The organism is Mesorhizobium sp. M8A.F.Ca.ET.057.01.1.1 (assembly GCF_003952565.1).
GTDB lineage: Bacteria > Pseudomonadota > Alphaproteobacteria > Rhizobiales > Rhizobiaceae > Mesorhizobium.
Map to the genome: position 1 here is coordinate 6,248,791 of NZ_CP034454.1, position 17,749 is coordinate 6,266,539.

General features: G+C 64.9%; 14 protein-coding genes and 1 pseudogene. 7 read left to right on the forward strand and 8 right to left on the reverse strand.

Going from position 1 to position 17,749, the window contains the following annotated elements; translation table 11 throughout:
• The first annotated feature begins 152 nt into the window (after positions 1-152).
• Positions 153-1,679, forward strand: a complete 1,527-nt coding sequence (locus tag EJ077_RS29660; protein ID WP_208698395.1) for a malonate--CoA ligase — start codon at positions 153-155, stop codon at positions 1,677-1,679.
• 30 nt (positions 1,680-1,709) lie between these two features.
• Here EJ077_RS29660 and EJ077_RS29665 read toward each other — a convergent pair whose 3' ends face one another.
• The 5 genes from EJ077_RS29665 to EJ077_RS29685 are packed head-to-tail and all read right to left on the reverse strand — an operon-like array spanning position 1,710 to position 6,690.
• Positions 1,710-2,822 carry an NAD(P)/FAD-dependent oxidoreductase gene (locus EJ077_RS29665; RefSeq protein ID WP_208698396.1) on the reverse strand — a complete coding sequence of 371 codons (1,113 nt, stop codon included), beginning with the start codon at positions 2,820-2,822 and terminating at the stop codon, positions 1,710-1,712.
• Between the two features lie 10 nt (positions 2,823-2,832).
• On the reverse strand, positions 2,833-4,005 hold the full coding sequence (nagA, locus tag EJ077_RS29670; protein ID WP_208698397.1) for an N-acetylglucosamine-6-phosphate deacetylase: 1,173 nt from the start codon (positions 4,003-4,005) through the stop codon (positions 2,833-2,835).
• Complete coding sequence (locus EJ077_RS29675) at positions 4,002-5,036, reverse strand: SIS domain-containing protein (protein ID WP_208698398.1); 1,035 nt, start codon at positions 5,034-5,036, stop codon at positions 4,002-4,004. The genes nagA and EJ077_RS29675 overlap by 4 nt, the downstream gene beginning before the upstream one ends.
• Positions 5,033-5,815 carry a GntR family transcriptional regulator gene (locus EJ077_RS29680; protein WP_127275351.1) on the reverse strand — a complete coding sequence of 261 codons (783 nt, stop codon included), beginning with the start codon at positions 5,813-5,815 and terminating at the stop codon, positions 5,033-5,035. The genes EJ077_RS29675 and EJ077_RS29680 overlap by 4 nt, the downstream gene beginning before the upstream one ends.
• Entirely contained in the window at positions 5,812-6,690 is an 879-nt protein-coding gene (locus EJ077_RS29685) for an N-acetylglucosamine kinase (RefSeq protein WP_127871132.1), read from the reverse strand. Before EJ077_RS29685 ends, EJ077_RS29680 begins: the two co-directional genes overlap by 4 nt.
• Positions 6,691-6,888: 198 nt before the next feature.
• Between EJ077_RS29685 and EJ077_RS29690 the strand changes: the two genes are divergently transcribed.
• The 6 genes from EJ077_RS29690 to EJ077_RS29715 all read left to right on the forward strand — a co-directional run bounded on the left by EJ077_RS29690 (position 6,889) and on the right by EJ077_RS29715 (position 13,304).
• Entirely contained in the window at positions 6,889-7,839 is a 951-nt protein-coding gene (locus EJ077_RS29690; protein ID WP_208698399.1) for an N-acetylmuramic acid 6-phosphate etherase, read from the forward strand.
• A gap of 117 nt (positions 7,840-7,956) precedes the next feature.
• Entirely contained in the window at positions 7,957-9,216 is a 1,260-nt protein-coding gene (locus EJ077_RS29695; protein WP_208698400.1) for an ABC transporter substrate-binding protein, read from the forward strand.
• 236 nt (positions 9,217-9,452) lie between these two features.
• A complete protein-coding gene (locus EJ077_RS29700) occupies positions 9,453-10,382 on the forward strand; it encodes a carbohydrate ABC transporter permease (protein ID WP_208698401.1) in 930 nt (309 codons plus the stop codon).
• A gap of 10 nt (positions 10,383-10,392) precedes the next feature.
• Positions 10,393-11,232 carry a carbohydrate ABC transporter permease gene (locus EJ077_RS29705; protein WP_135932676.1) on the forward strand — a complete coding sequence of 280 codons (840 nt, stop codon included), beginning with the start codon at positions 10,393-10,395 and terminating at the stop codon, positions 11,230-11,232.
• Positions 11,229-12,290 (forward strand): Gfo/Idh/MocA family protein, encoded by a 1,062-nt coding sequence (locus tag EJ077_RS29710; RefSeq protein WP_208698402.1) that lies wholly within the window; start codon positions 11,229-11,231, stop codon positions 12,288-12,290. Before EJ077_RS29705 ends, EJ077_RS29710 begins: the two co-directional genes overlap by 4 nt.
• A 15-nt stretch (positions 12,291-12,305) precedes the next feature.
• Positions 12,306-13,304: an ABC transporter ATP-binding protein gene (locus EJ077_RS29715; RefSeq protein WP_208698403.1), complete on the forward strand. Its 999-nt coding sequence runs from the start codon at positions 12,306-12,308 to the stop codon at positions 13,302-13,304.
• Between the two features lie 57 nt (positions 13,305-13,361).
• Here the strand turns inward: EJ077_RS29715 and EJ077_RS29720 are convergent.
• The 3 genes and pseudogenes from EJ077_RS29720 to EJ077_RS29730 form a co-directional block, all read right to left on the reverse strand.
• Positions 13,362-14,206 (reverse strand): annotated as a pseudogene (locus EJ077_RS29720) (fumarylacetoacetate hydrolase family protein).
• 208 nt (positions 14,207-14,414) lie between these two features.
• Positions 14,415-15,146 (reverse strand): SDR family oxidoreductase, encoded by a 732-nt coding sequence (locus EJ077_RS29725; RefSeq protein ID WP_127275360.1) that lies wholly within the window; start codon positions 15,144-15,146, stop codon positions 14,415-14,417.
• A 173-nt stretch (positions 15,147-15,319) separates the two neighbouring features.
• Complete coding sequence (locus EJ077_RS29730) at positions 15,320-17,692, reverse strand: aldehyde dehydrogenase family protein (protein ID WP_208698404.1); 2,373 nt, start codon at positions 17,690-17,692, stop codon at positions 15,320-15,322.
• Positions 17,693-17,749 lie beyond the last annotated feature (57 nt).

Here is a 17,749-nt window from a genome sequence, read left to right on the forward strand (position 1 = left end):
TGTCCCCTCTCTCGAATCTTTTCGGTAGACGCCGGGCGGCCGTTTGCGGCCTTGACGACCGGGCTGGGAAACGCGAACTCTTCGCCGCGTGCCGACCCACGACCGGCGTCAACGTTGCCGTCACCCACAATTGCGTCATCTGGGAAGCTTTCATGAGCAATCATCTGTTCGATGCATTCCGGTCCCGGATGCCGGCGCCTGGGCATCTGTTGATGGAAACCGATGATGGCCGCACGCTCACCTATGGCGACATGCTGACACGGTCGGCGCAGCTCGCGCATGCGCTGCTGCAAATGGATGTCGCGCCCGGCGACCGGGTTGCCGTACAGGTGGAGAAGAGCCCGGAGATGGTTTTGCTCTACCTCGCCTGCGTGCGCGCCGGTGCCGTCTTCCTGCCGCTCAACACCGCCTACACGCTGACCGAGCTCGGCTATTTCTTCGACGATGCGGCCCCGCGGGTGATTGTCTGCGATCCGGCGCGGTCGGCGGATATCCATGGGATGGTCGAGCCGTCCGGTGCCGTCGTGGTCACGCTCGACCGCAATGGCGAGGGATCCCTTGCGGGCCAGGCATCGCGCCAGTCCGGCGATTTCCATGATGTCGAGCGCGGCGCGGACGACCTTGCGGCGATCCTCTACACGTCGGGAACGACCGGCCGTTCGAAAGGCGCCATGCTCAGCCACGAGAACCTCGCTTCGAACGCGCGGGGCCTGGTCGAGCAATGGCGCTTCACCGGGGATGACGTGCTGATCCACGCGCTGCCGATCTTCCACACGCACGGCCTGTTCGTCGCCACCAATGTCGTCCTGATGGCCGGCGCCGCGATGCTGTTCGAGCAGAAATTCGACGCGGGCCGCATCGTCTCGCTGCTGCCGCGCGCCACCGCCCTGATGGGCGTGCCGACCTTCTATACCAGGCTGCTGCAGCAGGAGGGGCTGGATCGCGAGGCGGCGAAGACCATCCGCCTGTTCATATCCGGTTCCGCGCCGTTGCTGGCCGAAACGCACAAGGCATGGCGCGAGCGTACCGGCCACGCCATCCTCGAGCGCTACGGCATGACCGAGACCAACATGAACACCTCCAATCCCTATGAGGGCGAGCGGCGCGCCGGCACGGTCGGCTTCCCCTTGCCCGGCGTGTCGCTGCGCATCGCCGATCCCGAGACCGGCAAGCCGCTTGCCCAGGGCGAGGTCGGCATGATCGAGGTCAAGGGTCCGAACGTGTTCGGCGGCTACTGGCGCATGCCGGAAAAGACCAGGGCGGAATTCCGCGCCGACGGCTTCTTCATCACTGGCGATCTCGGCACGATCGATGCCGACGGCTACATCCATATTGTCGGTCGCGGCAAGGACCTGATCATCTCAGGCGGCTACAACGTCTATCCGAAGGAGCTCGAAAGCGAGATCGACGCGCTCGACGGCGTCCTGGAAAGCGCCGTCATCGGCCTTGCCCATCCGGACTTCGGCGAAGGCGTCACCGCTGTCGTCGTGCGCTCGCCCGCTTCGCGGATCACCGCGGCCGAAATCCTCGACGCCATCACCGGCCGCATGGCGAAGTACAAGCACCCGAAACGGGTGATCTTCGTCGACGAGCTGCCGCGCAACACGATGGGCAAGGTACAGAAGAACTTGCTTCGCGACAGCTACAAGGATCTCTACGCCTCAAACAAGGCCGGTTAGGCAGATACCGCGCTCCGGCGAGGACGCCGCTCAGGCCGGGTACAAGAGTTCGACGACATGGTCGGCGATCGCCAGGCTCGCCGTCAGGCCGGGGCTCTCGATGCCGAACAGATTGACGATCCGGCCCGCGCCATGATCGGCTGGACCCTGGATCATGAAATCGACGGAAGCTTGGCCCGGGCCGGACAGCTTCGGCCTGATGCCGGCATAGGCCGGCTGCAGGGCATGATCGGCAAGATCAGGCCAATAGCTGCGGATCGCCTCGTAGAAGACAGCGCTTCGGCCGGGGTCGACCGTGTAATCCACGCCGTCGATCCATTCGACGTCGGGACCAAAGCGCGCATTGCCGGCAAGGTCGAGCGTCAGATGGACGCCGAGGCCGCCCTCGACCGGGACCGGATAGATCAGCCGTGAAAAGGGCGACTGCCCAGGAAGCGCGAAATAATTGCCGCGCGCCAGCCACTGCCGGGGGATGAGGTCCCTTGGAAAACCCTCGATCCGGCCGGCTACCGCCTGCGCATCGAGGCCCGCGGCGTTGACGAAAGCGCCGGCCTCCAAGGCGAAGGTCTCGCCATTGGCATCGCGTGTGTCGATCCGGATCCCGCCGGCTACGATCGTCGCGGCGGCAACGCAAGTGAGGAAAGCCAGGGATGCGCCTGATGCCTCGGCGTCGCCGCGCAGCGACAGCATCAGCGCATGGCTGTCTATGATGCCGGTCGACGGCGACAGCAACGCGGAGGCGCAGTTCAGCGCCGGCTCCAGGCGCTCGGCCTCGCCGCGCGTCAAAAACTCGAGATCGTCGACCCCGCAACGCTTGGCATTGGCCGCGATCGCCCGCAGCCCGTCCGCCTGGCCGGGCTCGCTGGCGACGATCAGCTTGCCGGCGCGGCGATGGCCGATATTGTGTTCGGCGCAGTAGGCGTAGAGAAGCCGGCGGCCTTCGACGCAGAGCCGGGCCTTCAGGCTGCCGGGCGCATAATATAGCCCGGCATGGATGACTTCCGAATTGCGTGAACTGGTGACGGTGCCGATCGCGTCGGCCTTTTCGATCATCACCACCTCGCGGCCCGACAAGGCAAGCGCCCTGGCGACGGCAAGGCCGACGACGCCTGCTCCGGCGACGACACAATCGATTGTCTGCATGGCCTCTCGCTCAGCGGGAAGCGGCAGCCTCGAACACCTTGTCGCCGCCGATCCAGACGCTTCCTATGCCAAGATCGTCCGACAGCGCAACGATGTCCGCCGCCGTGCCATTGGCAAAGCGGCCAAGCCGGTGCGACTGGCCGATCGCCTGCGCCGGATAGAGCGAAGCCATGCGCAAGGCTTCGGACAGCTCGAGTCCGACGGTGCGGTGCATGAACCGGATGGCCGAGATCATGTCGAGGTCGGCGCCCGCCAACGTGCCGTCGGCAAGCCGCAGGCTGCCATCCTTGCGGTAGATGGTGCGGCCGTTGAGGGTGAACGACGTCATGTCGGTGCCGATCGTCGCCATCGCGTCGGTGACCAGCACGATCCTGCCCGGTCCCTGCTTGGCATCGAGCGCGATCCGGATCGTGGCCGGATGGACATGGATGCCGTCGGCGATCAGGCCGGCGGACAAGGTGCCGATGTCGATGGCGGCTCCCGCCAGCCCGGGCTCGCGATTGCCGATCTGGCTCATCGCGTTGAACAGGTGGGTGACTACACTGGCGCCGGCCTCGGCGAAGGCTTTTGCCGTGGCATGGCCCGTGTCCGAATGGCCGAGGCTGACGACGATCCCGGCCTTGGCCAGGGCCGTGACGCGGGCCGGGTCGACGGATTCCGGTGCGATCGTGGTGAGCAGCACCGGCAGCTTCCGGCGCGCCGCGATCAGCATGGCCTGGTCGGCGTCCGTCATCGGCCGGATCAGCGCCGGATCATGCGCGCCCTTGCGGGCGATCGACAGGTGGGGCCCTTCCAGATGCAACCCGAGGAAGCCCGGCACCTTTTGCAGCGCCGCGGCTTCGCCGGCGGCGATGGCTGCTGCGGTGATCGCGGGCGTGTCGGTGATCAGCGTCGGCAGCAGTGCCGTCGTGCCGAACGGCGCATGCGCGCGGCAGATGGTTTCGATCGAGGCGACATCGGGATGGTCGTTGAGCATCACCCCGCCGCCGCCATTGACCTGGATATCGACGAAGCCCGGCACCAGCATGCCGCCGCCGGTGTCGACGGCGCGGATATCGGTGGGCAGGGCGCCTTGCGGCAGCATGGCCTCGACAAGCCCGTCGCGCACGACAAGGGCGGCACCTTCATGCCAGTCGTCGCCGTCGAAAATGCGGGCGCCGGTCAGGGCAAAACGGTCGCTCATACGGTCTCCGTCACCTTGCGAAGGTTGCGGGGCGCGTCCGGGTCGAGGCCACGATGGCGGGCAAAGGCCTCGACGAACATGTAGAAGGAGACGATCAGCGTCAGCGGATCGGTCAGCGGATGGCCGGTGGCGACATGCGGCAGGCGCGTGGCGCGATTGGCGAGTGCCGAGGTGACGAACACCGGCGCGCCCTTGGCCGCCAGGCTGTCGGCGGCTTCGGCGACGGAGGGCTCGGACGCGTCGCGCGCTGCCAGCGCCAGCACCGGAAAGTCGGGACCGATCAGCGCCAGCGGGCCATGCATGACTTCGGCCGCGCTATAGGCCTCGGCATGCATGCCGCAGGTCTCCTTGAACTTCAGCGCCGCCTCGTTGGCCATCGCCGCCGACGGCCCGCGGCCGAGAATGAACAACGACTTCTGCTTCTCGATCGTTTCGGCCAGCACGCTCATCCAGTCGCAGGCGATCGCCTTGCCGAAATGCTCGGGCAGGCGGGCAAGTGCCGCAAGGAGCGCTTCGTCGCCGGTCGAATGCGCCATCAAGGCAAGACCGGCAACGGCGGAGTTGATGAAGGTCTTGGTTGCCGCGACGCTGCGCTCGGGGCCGGCGAGGATGTCGATGGCATAGTCCGAGGCGCGCGCGAGCGGCGAATCGGCGGTGTTGGTGACGGCAATGGTCAGCGCGCCGCCGGCCCGTGCGGTTTCGGCCATGGCGACGATGTCGGGGCTCTTGCCGGACTGCGAGATCGCCAGGCACGCCGAGCCTTCAAGCCGCAGCTTGCGGCCATAGATCGAGGCGATGGAGGGGCCGACCGAGGCGACGGCAAGGCCCGCGGTCAGCTCGACGGCATATTTCATGAAGGTGGCGGCATGGTCGGACGAACCGCGCGCCACGGTGACGACGAAATGCGGGTCGCGTTCCCTGATGCCGCGCCCGGCTTCGGCCAGCACCGCGCCGGAGCCGTCGAGCAGGCGGGCGACGGCTTGCGGGATTTCCTCGATCTCGCGCTGCATATGGGTAGTGTTGGAGATCATGGTCGGCCCTCTTCGCTCGGCCCTGTCAGCCGAAGTTCGGCGACGAAATCATAGGCGTCGCCCCGGTAGATGGAGCGGGTGAATTCGATCACCTTGCCGCTCGCCAGATAGGAAATACGCTCGATGTGCAGGCCGGCAATACCCGGCGGCACTTCGAGCAGCCGCGCATCGCCCTCGCCGAGATTGGCGGCGGAGATACGCTGCACGGCACGCACAGGCCGGTTGCCGGTCAGTTCCAGTGCCGCGTAGAGCGAGGAACCGATGCCGGCCGGGTCCGGCAGGACGCTGGCCGACAGCGAAGCGCGTTCGATCGCCAGCGGCGTGTCGTTGGCTATGCGCAGACGCGCCACGCGCGCCACCAGCTCGTTCGATGACAGGCCGAGCACCATCATCTCGTCGGGCGAGGGCGCGTAGAGGCCGCGATCGAGCCAGGCCGAACGCACCGCCATGCCGCGCCGCGCCATGTCCTCGGTGAAGGAGGTCAGCCGCGACAGCGACTGCTCGACACGTTCCATGCGCGGCGCCACGAAAGTGCCGGAGCCATGGCGTTGCACCAATATGCCGCCCTTGACCAGATCCTGCACCGCCTTGCGCACGGTGACGCGCGAAATGTCGGCCTTGGTGGCGATGTCGCGCTCGGACGGCAGCGCGTCGCCCGGACCGATCAGGCCGCGATTGACGGCGTCCTCGATGCTCTTCCTGAGCTGCAGGTAAAGTGGCGCACCGCTTTGCGAGGATTGTTTGAGCGCGGCGAAGATCTGGTCGGCGGCATCGCTCATCGTGCGGCCTCCGTCCTGGCGAACAGACGCGCCGCCATCTGAACGGCACCGCCTAGCGCATCGTCGAGCGGTTCCTTCAGCAGGGCGCGGTAGCGCGCCGACAGGCGCGGCGCATAGAGCGGCGCCAGCCCGCCAAGCAGGCAGAGCGGCGCGCCGGCCGCGAGGTCGAGCGCGCCGAGCGATGCCTCGACATCGGCGACCGCCTTGTCGAGGATCCAGTTGGCGACGATGTCGCCTTTTTGCGCGTGCTCGAACACTTTCGGCGCGAAGCCGCCGAAATCGCCCGGTTTGGCGTTGGTGGTGAACTCGACCACGTCCTCGGGATTGTTGCGGAAAACGGCCATCATGCTGTCGGTCAGCGGCGAGGCCTGGCGCACGCCATCATGCGCGAGCAATGTCTGTTCAAGCAGGTCGCGGCCGATGCGGGCGCCGCTGCCCTGATCGCCGACCTGGAACCCCCAGCCGCCAATGGCACGCGATTTGCCATTCTTGCGCGCCATATAGGCTGTGCCGGTGCCCAGTATCGCCATCGCGCCGTCACCGGATCCGACAGCGCCCTCGAGCGCGATCTCGGCGTCGGTCTCGACGCGGCTGGTGCTGAACGGCAGGATCGCTTCGAGCTGCTGCCGGTAGGTTCCGACATTGGCGCCCGCAAGTCCGAGAATCGCGGGTGTTTGCGGGATCAGGTCCGGGTCCTGCCCGGCGGCGATGAAGGCCTGCCGCGCCGCATCGACGATGTTCGAGCGGGCGCCGGTGAGGTCGGTGCGGATGTTGGCGGCGCCGCTTTTGGCGCGGCCGATGACAGCGCCGTCGACTGTTGCCAGGGCGGCCCTGCAGCTAGTGCCGCCGCCATCGATACCGAGCACGAATTTCACGCGATTTCTCCTCCGCACGGATAATACCAATAAAATACCAATAGCCAAGGGTTAATTTCTGTTGCAAAAAGATTAAGCCGTATTTTATTGAAAAACTTGCGTAATTCGTGGGCTCAGCGATTTCCTGTCCGCGAATTCGTTAATGCGTGTGGACAAGTGGTATTTTTTGGTATTGTTTTGTGGATTGGAGGAACTGGGATGGCCGAAACGCGCACCGAAGCGCAGCATGGGAATGCCGAGGGGCTGGATATCCAGGCGCCCGAAGCGATCCTCGGCTCGCTGGCCGACGCGCAGGTCGAGGCCGCGAAAGCCGTCCGCAACGCCATTCCTTCCATCGCCAGGGCAGCCGAGATCATTGCCGGCTGCCTGAGCGGCGGCGGCAAGCTTGCCTATGCCGCAGCCGGCAGCTCCGGCCTGATGGCGCTGGCCGACGCGCTGGAACTGCCCGGCACGTTCGGCATCCAGCGCGACCGCATCGCCATCCTGATCGCCGGCGGCGACGAAGCGTTCAAGACACTGGCCGGCGGGCCCGAGGATGATACGGAGGAGGCCTCGACCGCGGTCGCCAATGCCGGCATCGGCGCGGGCGATTGCCTGATCGCCCTTTCCGCCAGCGGCACGACGCCCTATGCGGTGCGCGCCATCGAGGACGCGCGGCGCCGGGGCGCCGCCACCATCGGCATCGCCAACAACAGGGGTTCGGCTCTGCTCAAGCAGGCCGACACCGCCATCCTGCTCGAAACGCCGCCGGAAGTCATTGCTGGCTCGACCCGCATGGGCGCCGGCACGGCGCAGAAGATCGCTCTCAACATGCTGTCGACGCTGACCGCCATTCATCTTGGTCATGTTCATGACGGCTACATGGTCAACCTCATGGCCGACAACATGAAGCTGCGCGACCGGGCGGCGCGCATCGTCGCCGCCGTCAGCGGCCGCGACAGGCAAGAGGCCGCGCGCCTGCTCGAAAAGAGCGGCGGCGCGGTCAAGACCGCCATTCTGCTCGCCGCCGGCGCCGACAGCGCCGACGCGGCGCAGAAGATACTGGAACGGACAGGCCATAAGCTGCGGCCAGCCCTTTCCGCGCTGGGGCATGATCCCGAAAAGTGGAAACCGCTTTTCGGAAAAGATCATGCTCGAACAAAGAAATAGAGCCTGTTTCATCCCGATTTCGATCGGGGTGAAACGGGCTTGCGAGGGGAACAAGGGCTCCAAAGCCTAGGTTCTCATCAAAACGGAACCTGAAAAAGGTCAACAGGGAGACTGAGCATGACAACGAAACTACTGACGGCACTGCTTCTGGGCACAAGCATTCTCGGCTCCGCCGGGTTGGCTCATGCCGATGACGTAACGCTCAACATCGAAAGCTGGCGCGGCGACGACCTCGCCATCTGGAAGGACAAGCTGATCCCGGCCTTCGAAGCCAAGAACCCCGGCATCAAGGTTGTGTTCGCGCCCTCGGCTCCGACCGAATATGACGCCGCGCTCGGCGCCAAGCTCGCCGCCGGTTCTGCGGGCGACCTGATCACCTGCCGCCCGTTCGACAAGTCGCTCGAACTGTTCAAGAAGGGCAACCTTGCCGATCTCTCGGCGCTGCCCGGCATGGAAAACTTCTCGCCCGTCGCCAAGTCCGCCTGGCAGACCGATGACGGCAAGGCGAGCTTCTGCGTGCCGATGGCCTCCGTCATCCACGGCTTCATCTACAACAAAGACGCCTTCGACAAGCTCGGCATCAAGGTGCCGCAGACCCGCGACGAGTTCTTCGCCGCGCTCGACAAGATCAAGGCCGACGGCACCTATATCCCGATGGCGATGGGCACCAAGGATCTCTGGGAAGCCGCGACCATGGGCTACCAGAACATCGGCCCCAACTACTGGAAGGGCGAGGACGGCCGCGCGGCGCTGATCAAGGGCACGCAGAAGCTGACCGACAAGGACTGGGTCGCTCCCTATGAGGAACTGGCCAAGTGGAAGCCTTATCTGGGCGACGGCTTCGAAGCCCAGACCTATCCGGACAGCCAGAACCTGTTCACGCTCGGCCGTGCCGCCATCTACCCGGCCGGCTCCTGGGAAATCGGCCTGTTCAACACCCAGGCCCAGTTCAAGATGGGCGCCTTCCCGCCGCCGGTCGAGAAGGCCGGCGACACCTGCTACATCTCCGACCATACCGATATCGGCATGGGCCTGAATGCGGCTTCCAAGCACGCGGACGCGGCCAAGACCTTCCTGTCCTGGGTGGCTTCGCCGGACTTCGCCACCATCTACGCCAACGCGCTGCCGGGCTTCTTCAGCCTGAACTCCGCGCCGGTGAAGATGCAAGACCCGCTGGCGCAGGAATTCGTCTCCTGGCGCGGCAAGTGCAAGTCGACGATCCGCTCGACCTACCAGATCCTGTCGCGCGGCACGCCGAACCTCGAAAACGAGACCTGGGTTGAATCGGCCAACGTCATCAACGGCACCGACACGCCCGAAGCCGCGGCCAAGAAGCTGCAGACCGGTCTCGACAGCTGGTATAAGCCGGCGAAGTAAGAGCTCAGGCAACGGAGCCGGCTGGGCGCGTGCCCGGCCGGTTCCGGATTACCTGGCAGTTCAGATAGCGATTGTCGGCACCGCCTCTGGGCCTTACCCTTGCTCCTGTTGGGGAAGGCTAGCTGATCAGTCGCAGGCTTTGTTGTTGCCTCACCGGCAAGAACATTCGGGCCGTGCATCGAGGCGTCATCTAGCATCACATCGTCTGGAACCGAGAGACGGCGGGGACCGAACTCATGGCCGCACAAACACGACCGAAAAGACCGTTCCGCTGGCATATCGCCGTCTTCCTGGCGCCGGCGGTGCTCGTCTATACGGCGATCATGATCCTGCCGCTGGCCGGCACGCTGCAGCTCTCGCTGTTCCGCAACGTCGACCAGTCCCAGGTCTTCGTCGGTCTGGACAATTTCCGCACCCTGTTCGGCGACCCCAACTGGTCGGTCAATTTCTGGAATGCGCTGAGGAACAATGTCTGGTTCTTCATCATCCACATGCTGGTGCAGAACCCCGTCGGCGTGCTTTTGGCCGCCCTCCTGTCCAGTCCGAAGCTCCGGTTCTCGGCCTTCTACCGCACGGCGATCTTCGTGCCGACCATCCTGTCCTTCGTCATCGTCGGCTTCGCCTGGAAGCTGATCCTGTCGCCGCTGTGGGGCGTGGCGCCGCATCTGCTCGATTTCGTCGGCCTGAAAAGCCTGTTCACGCCGTGGCTCGGCAAGGAGCAATACGCGCTGACCGCGCTCAGCCTGGTGTCGGTGTGGCAGTTCATCGGCATTCCGATGATGCTGATCTATGCCGCCCTGCTGTCGATCCCCGAAGAGGTAATCGAGGCGGCCGAATGCGATGGCATCACCGGCCTGTCTCAGTTCTGGAAGATCAAGCTGCCGCTGATCCTGCCGTCGATCGGCATCATCTCGATCCTCACCTTCGTCGGCAATTTCAACGCCTTCGACCTGATCTACACCGCACAAGGCGCGCTCGCCGGGCCGAACTATTCCACCGATATTCTCGGCACCTTCCTCTACCGCGCCTTCTTCGGCTTCCAGCTGCAGGTCGGCGACCCCAACATGGGCGCGACCATCGCCACGATCATGTTCCTGATCATCCTCGGCGGTGTCTGCGTCTACCTCTTCCTCATCCAGACGCGCCTGCGTCGCTACCAGTTCTGAGGGGCAAGAGATGAGCATCGCCACCCGTTCACTCCCCCGCACCATCGGCGCCCACGCGATCCTGTTGACCTACACGGTGATCGCGCTTTTCCCGGTGGTTCTGGTGATCATGAATTCGTTCAAGTCGCGCGCGGGCATCTTCGGCGCGCCGCTGACGCCGCCGACGCCGAAAACCTTCGACCTGATCGGCTACACTACGGTGATCGGCCAGGGCGATTTCATCCATTATTTCCAGAACAGTCTCGTCGTCACCGTCGGCTCGCTGTTCTTCGTGCTGCTGTTCGGCGCCATGGCGGCGTTCGCGCTGTCGGAATACCGCTTTCGCGGCAACACGCTGATGGGGCTTTACCTGGCGCTCGGCATCATGATCCCGATCCGCCTTGCGACCGTCGCCATCCTGCAATTGATGGTGGCGAGCGGGCTGGTCAACACGCTGACGGCGCTGATCCTGGTCTACACCGCGCAAGGCCTGCCGCTGGCCGTCTTCATCCTGTCGGAGTTCATGAAGCAGGTTTCCGACGACCTGAAGAATGCCGGCCGCATCGACGGCCTCTCGGAATACACCATCTTCTTCCGTCTCGTGGTGCCGCTGGTGCGGCCGTCAATGGCGACGGTCGCCGTCTTCACCATGATCCCGATCTGGAACGATCTGTGGTTCCCGCTGATCCTGGCGCCGTCCGAAGAGACCAAGACGGTGACGCTCGGCGCCCAGCTTTTCCTCGGCCAGTTCGTCACCAACTGGAACGCCATCCTGGCCGCGCTCTCGCTGGCGATCCTGCCGGTGCTGATCCTCTACGTCATTTTCTCGCGGCAGCTGATCCGCGGGATTACTTCCGGAGCCGTCAAGTGAGTTCAGAAAGACCCCTTCGTGTCGTCGTCGCCGGGCTCGGCAATATGGGGCGCAGTCACGCGCTGGCCTATCACACCAATCCAGGCTTTGAGATCGCCGCCCTGATCAACCGTTCCGACGTGCCGTTGCCGGAGGGGCTGTCCGGCTATGGCATCAGACGCTCGTTCGACGACGCGTTGCGTGACGAAAAACCCGACGTCGCCTGCATCGCCACCTATTCCGACAGCCATGCCGACTACGCGGTGAAGGCGTTCGAGGCCGGCTGCCATGTCTTCGTCGAAAAGCCGCTGGCAACGACGGTGGCCGACGCCAAGCGCGTCGTTGCCGCCGCCAAGGCCAGCGGCAAAAAACTGGTGATCGGCTATATCCTGCGCCATCACCCGTCCTGGATCAGGCTGATCGCCGAGGCGCGCAAGCTCGGCGGCCCCTACGTGTTCCGCATGAACCTCAACCAGCAATCCTCAGGGCCGACCTGGGAGACGCACAAGCAGTTGATGCAGACAACGTCGCCGATCGTCGATTGCGGCGTGCACTATCTCGACGTGATGCTGCAGATCACCGACGCGAAACCAGTCGAGGTGCGCGGCATGGGCGTGCGGCTCACCGACGAGGTGGCGCCCACCATGTACAATTACGGCCATCTGCAGGTGCTCTTCGATGACGGTTCGGTCGGCTGGTACGAAGCCGGCTGGGGTCCGATGATCTCCGAGACGGCCTTCTTTGTGAAGGATGTCATGTCGCCCAAGGGCTGCGTGTCGATCGTCATGAAGGAGGGCGTGAAGTCCGACGACATCGACACCCACACCAAGACCTCGACCATCCGCCTGCACAGTGCGGCGACCGGCGCGGACGGCAAGTTCCTAAAGCCGGACGAGATGCTGTCGATGGAAGGCGAACCCGGCCACCAGGACCTCTGCGACCTCGAGCAGGCCTTCGTGCTGAAGGCGATCCGCGAAAATATCGACCTGACCCGCCATATGGACGATGCGGTGAAGTCGCTCGCCGTCTGCCTTGCAGCCGACGAGAGCGTGCGCAGCGGCGCAGCCGTCAAACTCTAACGACAGGAAGAAGCCGTGGGCGCGCTAAAAATCGAGAACGTGAAAAAGGCCTTTGGGCCGGTCGAGGTGCTGAAGGGCATCGACCTCGAAGTGACGGATGGCGAGTTCGTCGTCTTTGTCGGCCCTTCGGGCTGCGGCAAGTCGACCTTGCTCCGCGTCATCGCCGGGCTGGAGGACTCGACCTCGGGCCGGGTGCTGATCGATGGCGAGGACGTCTCCGTCACGCCGCCGGCGAAACGCGGCATCGCCATGGTGTTCCAGACCTATGCGCTCTATCCGCATCTGACGGTGAAGAACAATATGGGCCTCGGCCTCAAGCAGGCGAGCACCCCTGCGGCGGAGATCGACCGCCGCATCGGCATCGCCTCGTCCATGCTGTCGCTGGAACCGTACCTGGAAAGGCGGCCGGCGGAGCTCTCCGGCGGCCAGCGCCAGCGCGTCGCCATCGGCCGCGCCGTGGTGCGCGAGCCGAAACTGTTCCTGTTCGACGAGCCGCTGTCGAACCTCGATGCCGCGTTGCGCGTCAACACGCGGCTGGAAATCGCGCAGCTGCACCGCCGCCTCAAGGCGACGATGATCTACGTCACCCACGACCAGGTCGAGGCGATGACGCTGGCCGACAAGATCGTCGTGCTCAATGCGGGCCGCATCGAGCAGATCGGCGGCCCGATGGAGCTCTACAACTCGCCGGCAAACGAGTTCGTCGCCGGCTTCATCGGCTCGCCCAAGATGAATTTCGTCGACGGCGCCCGCCTTGGCGAGACAGCCAAGACCATCGGCGTGCGGCCGGAGCACCTGACCGTCGATCCGAAATCCGGCGCCTGGAAGGGCACGGTCGTGCATGCCGAGCATCTCGGCGCCGATACCAATCTTTATCTGGATTGCGAGAAGGCCGGCCTGATCACCGTGCGGATTTTCGGCGTCTACGACGCGGAGCCCGGCGCCACGCTGTATGCGACGCCCGATCCGGCGAGGACCTATCGGTTTGGCGCGGATGGGAGGGTGCTGAAGTAGGCAGGCGCCAACGCTTCTTCCCTTCTCCACAAGGGGAGAAGGGAAGGGGCTGTCGCCCTAAACGTCAGCCCTAAACGTCTGCTTCTGCTGCCCCAAACCCTCGATCCCCAGCTCCACCACATCGCCGGCCTTCAAGAACACCGGCGGCTTCATGCCGAGACCGACGCCGGGCGGGGTGCCCGTCGAAATAATGTCGCCGGGGTGCAGCGACATGAACTGGCTGAGGTAGGAGACGAGATAGGCAACGCCGTAGACCATGGTCTTGGTCGAGCCGTTCTGCATCGTCTTGCCGTTGACGGTCAGCCACATTTTGAGGTTCTGCGGGTCGGATACTTCGTCCTTGGTCACCAGCCACGGGCCGGTCGGGCCGAACGTGTCGCAGCTCTTGCCCTTGGTCCACTGGCCCTGACGCTCGGCCTGGAAGGCGCGTTCGGACACGTCATGGGAGACGCAGTAGCCGGCGACGTAGTCGAGCGCATCGGCTTCGCTGACATATTTGGCTTTTTGCCGATGACCACGCCGAGCTCGACTTCCCAGTCGGTCTTCTCCGAGCCGCGCGGGATCAGCACGTCATCGTCGGGGCCGACGATGGCCGAGCTTGCCTTCATGAAGATGATCGGCTCCGGCGGCACGGTGGCGCCGGTTTCGGCGGCATGGTCGGAATAGTTGAGGCCGATGCAGATGAACTTGCCGGTGCCGGCAACGCAGGCGCCGAGCCGCGGCTTGCCGGAAACCGCCGGTAGCGACTTCGCATCGAGCTTCGACAGCATGTCAAGCGAGGCCGGATGAAGCGTGGTGCCGGCGATGTCGGCGACATGGGCGGAGAGATCGCGGATCGTTCCATCCGCATCGAGCAGGCCGGGACGTTCGCTTCCCACCTCGCCATAGCGCAGCAGTTTCATGCATCTTCTCCTGATTGCGGCCTCGCGGCCGTTCTACAAACTCTCCGCCGAGGCACCAGCCTTCCGGAACCGGGCGGACCCTAGCCACCGGCCTGCTTCACGACAAGCGCAGGCAGCCTGTTTTGACGGCCGGCGAGCGGGATTTTCAGACTTCCCGATCCTTCGTCGAACCCGATCGCCCGGTGCCCGCGATTGTCTCCGGGCGCGCTCAGATCGACCAGCCGCCGTCGATATTGTAGGCCTGCCCCGATGTGTAGGTGGCGCCGCCCAGGTAGACGGCGAGATCGGCAATCTCTTCCGGCGTGCCGAGCCGGCCCATCGGCTGGCGGGCGATGAAGGCGGCACGCGCTGCTTCGTAGTCGCCCTGCGCGTGCATGCGGTCCTCCAGCGACGGGCTTTCGACCGTGCCGGGGCAGATGGCGTTGCAGCGTATGCCCTTGCCGACATAGTCGGCCGCGACCGCCTTGGTCAGGCCGATGACCGCGGCTTTGCTCAGGCCATAGACGAAGCGGTTCGGTACACCCTTGGTCGAGCTCGCCAGTGAGGCCATGTTGATGATCGATCCATCGCCGCGCTCAAGCATGCCCGGCAACACGGCGCGGATGGTGCGGACCATGGCGCGAACGTTGAGGTTGAGCGCGAAATCGAGGTCGCCATCCTTCATTTCGAGGATCGAGCCGGAATGGACGAAACCGGCGCAGTTGAACAGCACGTCGACGCGGCCGATCTCGGCGAAGGCCGAGTTGACCGCCTCGTCATTGAGGACGTCGACCCTGCGGGTCTTGATGCCGGAGGTCTTAGCGAGTTCCGCCAGCAGCGTCTCGTTGATGTCGGTGGCATGGACGGTAGCGCCGGCCTTGGCGAAGGCCAGCGCGCTTGCCTTGCCGATGCCTTGCGCCGCTGCCGTGATGACAACGACCTTGCCTGCCAGATCCGCCATATCTTTTCCTCGCCTGCTCGGGTCAACTGCCTTTATCGGCGGCCGGCGAAGGCGTCATGTGCCAGTCAGGCGCGATCGTGCCGCCTGTGCCAGTTCACTGATAAAGATGTTTTTTCTCGTTAAAGAACATGCGTCCGGGCGTCAAGCCCGAACGCGGTCACCAAGTGCAAACATCAGTCGCCGTAAGGCACCCAGACATTCTTCACCTCGATGGCGCGGCGCAGCAAGGCGTCACCGGCGGCGTCTTCCGAGGCCCAGTCGAGGCTGCGGCCATTGCCGCTCCAGACGCGCTTGAGGTTGCCGACGGAGTCGGCTTCCGCCTTGGCGCAGGTGTCGGCGTCGGCAAACAGCCAGAGCCCATCGACGTCGTCATGCTTGGCCAGCACGCCGGCAAGCTCCGCCGCGCGTCCGGTGACGATGTTGATGGCGCCGGCCGGCACGTCGGAATATTCGATGACCTGGTAGAGATCGGTGGCCAGCAGCGGGTGGCGTTCCGACGGCACGGCCACCACCGTGTTGCCCATGGCCAATGCGGGTGCGACCAGCGAGATGAAGCCGAGCAAGGGCTGATTGTCGGGCGCGACGATGCCGACGACGCCGACCGGCTCATGCAACGCCAGCGTCACGGCACGCGCCGGCGGCTGGTGCACCCGGCCCTCGAACTTGTCGGCGAGGCCGGCATAGAGGAACAGCCGCTCAATCGCCTGTTCGACCTCGTCCCGCGCGGCCTTGGGCGTAGCGCCGGTCAGTTCGGTGAGGCGGGCGGCAAACTCGCCTGCACGGCCGGAAAGGTTCTCGGCCAGGTAATAGAGCACCTGGGACCTGTTATAGGCGGTTGCCTCCGGCCAGCTCTTGCAGGCGCGCGCGGCGGAAACGGCGTCACGGATATCCTTGCGGTTGCCGAGCCCGACTTCGCCGGCAAGCTTGCCCTTGGCGGTCGCGACGGCAATCGAATAATTGCCGTCAGGCCGCACCTGCTTGCCACCGATGAACAGCTTGGCCGTGCGGTCGATGGCTGAGCCATCCGCCTGTTCGACGGGCTGAGCGGACGACGTCGCCAGCTTGATCACCGGACCGAGCGGCAATTTTGGGGAGAGATATTCGAACATGCCCTCGCGCCCGCCCTCGCGGCCGAAGCCGCTCTCGCGATAGCCGCCGAAGCCGCAGGCGGCGTCGAACATGTTGGTGCCGTTGACCCACACCACGCCGGCCTTCAACTGTGGCGCGACGTGGAGGGCGAGGTTGACGTTCTCGCTCCACACCGAGGCGGCGAGCCCGTAGCGCGTGTTGTTGGCGAGCTCGATCGCTTCCTCCGTGTTGCGGAAGGTCATGGTGGCGAGCACTGGCCCGAACACTTCCTCCTGCGCCAGGATATTAGCCGGCGAAACACCGGTTGCCAGCGTCGGCAGATGATAATAGCCCGAGGACGGCAGCGCTGCATCCGGCTGCCAGCAGACGGCGCCCTGCCGGGCACCCTCGGCGATCAATCCCTTGACGCGGTCGAGTTGGGTGAGGTCGACCAGCGGGCCGATATCGGTGTTCTTGTCGAGCGGGCTGCCGACTCGCAACCGGCTCATCCGCGTCTTGACCTTGGCGATCAAGGCGTCGGCGATGCCTTCCTGTACCAAGAGGCGCGAACCGGCGCAGCAGACCTCGCCCTGGTTGAACCAGATGCCGTCGACGAGGCCTTCGACGGCGCTGTCGAGATCGGCGTCCTCGAAGACGATGAAGGCCGATTTGCCGCCAAGTTCCAGCGACAGTTTCTTGCCCGAGCCGGCGGTGGCCTTGCGGATGATCTTGCCGACCTCGGACGAGCCGGTGAAAGCGATCTTCTGGATGCCGGGATGGTTGACGATCGCCGCACCTGCTTCCGGGCCGCCCTGGACGATGTTGACGACGCCCTTCGGCACACCGGCGCGTTCGCAGATCTCGGCGAACAGGATTGATGTGAGCGGCGTGAATTCGGCCGGCTTCAGCACCACCGTGCAACCCGCCGCGAGCGCGGGCGCGATCTTCCAGGCCAGCATCAGCAGCGGGAAATTCCACGGGATGATCTGGCCGACGACGCCGACACTCTTGTGGCCGGTGAAATCCCGGTCCAGCGCCTGCGCCCAGCCGGCGTGATGGATGAAATGGCGGATCGCCAGCGGCACGTCGATGTCGCGGCTTTCGCGGATCGGCTTGCCATTGTCGATTGTCTCGAGCACCGCGAACAGGCGCTGGTGGCGCTGCATGGCGCGGCCGATGGCGTAGAGCACTTTCGCGCGCTGGTAGCCTGAACTGGCGCTCCACTTAGGCAGCGCTTTCGTGGCCGCCGCGACGGCCGCGTCGATATCGGCGGCATTGGCGTCTGAAACCTTGGCCAGCAACTTGCCGGAAGACGGTTCGCTGGTGTCGAAAGTCTTGCCGCCGGAAGCCGCTTTCCAATCGCCGCCGATGAACAGCGCCTTGCCGAAATCGCGCGTCGCGAGCCAGGCATCAGCTTCGTTGCGCGCCTCCGGCGCCGGGCCGTATTCCATGGCATGATAGCGTTCGAGAATGTTCATCAGGCACTCCAGATAGTTGTCGGAGAAGGCATTCCGTTACGCCCCTCAAAACTCTGA

Coding starts and splice junctions, on each gene's coding strand:
- EJ077_RS29660 (WP_208698395.1), top strand. CDS start 153: ATGAGCAATCATCTGTTCGATGCATTCCGGTCCCGGATGCCGGCGCCT.
- EJ077_RS29665 (WP_208698396.1), bottom strand. CDS start 2,822: ATGCAGACAATCGATTGTGTCGTCGCCGGAGCAGGCGTCGTCGGCCTT.
- nagA (WP_208698397.1), bottom strand. CDS start 4,005: ATGAGCGACCGTTTTGCCCTGACCGGCGCCCGCATTTTCGACGGCGAC.
- EJ077_RS29675 (WP_208698398.1), bottom strand. CDS start 5,036: ATGATCTCCAACACTACCCATATGCAGCGCGAGATCGAGGAAATCCCG.
- EJ077_RS29680 (WP_127275351.1), bottom strand. CDS start 5,815: ATGAGCGATGCCGCCGACCAGATCTTCGCCGCGCTCAAACAATCCTCG.
- EJ077_RS29690 (WP_208698399.1), top strand. CDS start 6,889: ATGGCCGAAACGCGCACCGAAGCGCAGCATGGGAATGCCGAGGGGCTG.
- EJ077_RS29695 (WP_208698400.1), top strand. CDS start 7,957: ATGACAACGAAACTACTGACGGCACTGCTTCTGGGCACAAGCATTCTC.
- EJ077_RS29700 (WP_208698401.1), top strand. CDS start 9,453: ATGGCCGCACAAACACGACCGAAAAGACCGTTCCGCTGGCATATCGCC.
- EJ077_RS29705 (WP_135932676.1), top strand. CDS start 10,393: ATGAGCATCGCCACCCGTTCACTCCCCCGCACCATCGGCGCCCACGCG.
- EJ077_RS29725 (WP_127275360.1), bottom strand. CDS start 15,146: ATGGCGGATCTGGCAGGCAAGGTCGTTGTCATCACGGCAGCGGCGCAA.
- EJ077_RS29730 (WP_208698404.1), bottom strand. CDS start 17,692: ATGAACATTCTCGAACGCTATCATGCCATGGAATACGGCCCGGCGCCG.